General features: G+C 36.7%; 2 protein-coding genes and 1 pseudogene. All 3 read right to left on the bottom strand.

From position 1 onward, the window contains the following. A pseudogene (locus ABZA26_RS12275) lies at positions 1–93 on the bottom strand (aminodeoxychorismate/anthranilate synthase component II); the annotation flags it as partial. Between the two features lie 107 nt (positions 94–200). Further along, positions 201–1,142, bottom strand: coding sequence for a 2-hydroxyacid dehydrogenase (locus ABZA26_RS12270; protein WP_372714802.1), 942 nt, complete (start codon positions 1,140–1,142; stop codon positions 201–203). A gap of 313 nt (positions 1,143–1,455) precedes the next feature. After that, a partial coding sequence (locus ABZA26_RS12265; RefSeq protein WP_372714801.1) for a carbon starvation CstA family protein occupies positions 1,456–2,616 on the bottom strand: 1,161 nt, incomplete at its 5' end.

Here is a 2,616-nt window from a genome sequence, read left to right as displayed (position 1 = left end):
GTTTCTTTTTACGACAATCTTCTCACCCAGCTGGGATAGATACTGGACTAAATTATAGGTGAAAGAATCATAATTATCTATCATTAATATCATTATTGCTCCTTAAAAATCTAGATATTTCCCGCTGTGTGAACTTCTAATAATAAGAATGTAAAAATCGGTTTATCTAAATTATATTACAGCAGAGGCATTGTTGCAAATTATTTCTTTGCCTCTTCCTTTATGATGTAATTTCTAAGCTGTTCCATGATATCATCGAAATAGACCCATACATCTTCCTTGACGAAAGTTGCCACATGGGGAGACATTATTATGTTTTTCAGATCCTGGAAGGGATATTTTGACGGGAAACACTCTTTTTCAGTTCTGTCGGGATAGTCATACCATACCTCTATACCTGCTCCCTTAAGTTTGTTGGTTTTGAGAGATTCATAAAGGGCTTTCTCCTCTATAGTTTTACCCCGGCCTACATTTATCAGATACTTTCCCTGGAGTTTATCTAGTATTTTTTCATTTATTATACCTTCTGTACTATCATTCAGAGGGAGAGATAGAAAAAACACATCGCAGTTTTCAGACAGTTCTTCTACTGTTTTAAAATATTTTTTTATATTTGGATAACGTTTTCCCCTGTCGAGGGTGTATATCTCCTCAGTGAAGGGTTTCAACAGAGCCGATATGTTCTGACCGATATGCCCTATTCCCAAGAGGGCGCATCTTTTGTCAAAAAGAGTCTCCCAACGGTTTTTGTTTCCAGTTCTAGGACCCCATTTCCCGTTTCTCATATCTCTGTCATATTCAGTTACTTTACCCATTATTCCAAGGGCTAAGGTGAGGGCTCTTTCTGCTACATATTTTGACTTTGCATAGCTGTGATATATTCGGATTTTTCTTTCTTCTAGATATTTTTGTGGAAATTCATCCAGTCCCGTATAGGGGACAAAAATAGCCTTTATCTTGGAAGCTTTTTTTGCTTCTTCCGTGGTCATGTCCACTGCCAAAATAACATCTGAATTTCCGTAATCTTTTTCTTCCTTTGTGAAATAGGTTCTTATTTCTATATCGGGGAATTCTTTTCCCAGATCTTCTATGGCCTTTGTGAAATGATCTAGTTCCTTCCAGAGATAGATGCTTATCATCATAATTATCGCCTCCTTATATTAAATAATAACCCGAATAAGTTTATTGTGGCAAATCATAAATTTTGGCTGGGATTGAAGTTAGTTTATATTTTTAAAAAGACTAAAATTTCGTAACTAAATTTTTTATAATAAGGGAATTGGCCGCAGTATTTATTCTATAATTTAATACGACAATATAATAAAAAAAGGCCATTGTAGTATTAAAATTCATACAATACTTTTACAACAGCCTTTTTATAATAGTTTTAAATAATTTAGTATAGGTCAGATAAATTTACTTGCCTGCACAGATTAAAAAAAGAACGTTTAATATCTAAAGAATTTCTTCTGCATCTTTGAGAGGTTGGACTTTTTTCTTTTTAAGGAAGACTACGATTGCAACTATTGCCGCAACTATTCCAAAAGGATAACCTATTGCCGTAGACATTTTTAACCCTTCAGGAGCGATTATTATGTATGTAGTCACAACTCCTGTCATAAATGTAGCCGGTATTGCAGCAATCCAGAAATTTTTACCTTCTCCTGCCAGATAAACTGCACCTGCCCACAACATTATTGTTGCAAGTGTCTGATTAGACCAGGCAAAATATCTCCAAATTATTCCAAAGTCCATGAAACAAAGGGAAATTCCCACAATAAACAACGGGATTGCAATAATAAATCTGTTTTTTATAGGTCCCTGTTTAAGCTTCGTAGCATCTGCAATTGCAAGTCTTGCACTTCTAAATGCAGTGTCTCCAGAGGTGATCGGACATGCGACTACCCCTAAAAGTGCAAGTGCTCCACCAACTTTACCTAGCATTGAGTTGGAAATCGTGTTTACTACTACACCTGCAGAGCCTGCCTGGGCAAGACCTTCTGTGCTACCAAAGAAACTCATTGCAGCAGCAGCCCAAATAAGAGCGATGACTCCTTCTGCTATCATAGAACCGAAAAATACTTTTTTACCCTCTTTTTCATTTTGGAGACATCTCGCCATAAGTGGTGACTGAGTAGCATGGAAACCTGATATTGCTCCACAGGCAATTGTTATAAAAAGGAACGGATAAAAAGGAGTGCCTTTTGGATTTAAGTTTTGAAGTGTTAGCTCAGGAATCTGATATCCTTTTACAAAAAGTCCCAAACCAATTCCCAGTCCCATTATGATAAGAGAAAGACCAAATATTGGATATATCTTGGATATCAGTTTATCCACAGGAAGAACGGTTGCTATAATATAATAAAAAATTATAAGTCCGACCCAGGTCATCTTACCTACACTTGGGACTATAGTTGTCAGTATACCGGCAGGACCCACTACAAATACCACTCCCACAAGAATCAGCAGCACTACTGAGAATACTCTCATGAAATTTTTTGGCCCGTTCCCAAGATATTTACCAACTATCTCAGCTACTGTAGATCCATCGTGTCTGAGTGAAAGCATACCTGCCAGATAGTCATGAACTGATCCTGCAAAGATACATCCAAATAC

Source organism: Ilyobacter sp. (genome assembly GCF_041583315.1).
In the GTDB taxonomy this organism is placed as follows: domain Bacteria; phylum Fusobacteriota; class Fusobacteriia; order Fusobacteriales; family Fusobacteriaceae; genus Ilyobacter.
The sequence above is the reverse complement of the archived record's forward strand: the minus strand, read 5'-3'. Positions and strand labels throughout refer to the sequence as shown.

Excerpts from the sequence above, each read along its gene's own strand:
- ABZA26_RS12270 (WP_372714802.1), bottom strand. The coding sequence starts at position 1,142 with ATGATGATAAGCATCTATCTCTGGAAGGAACTAGATCATTTCACAAAG.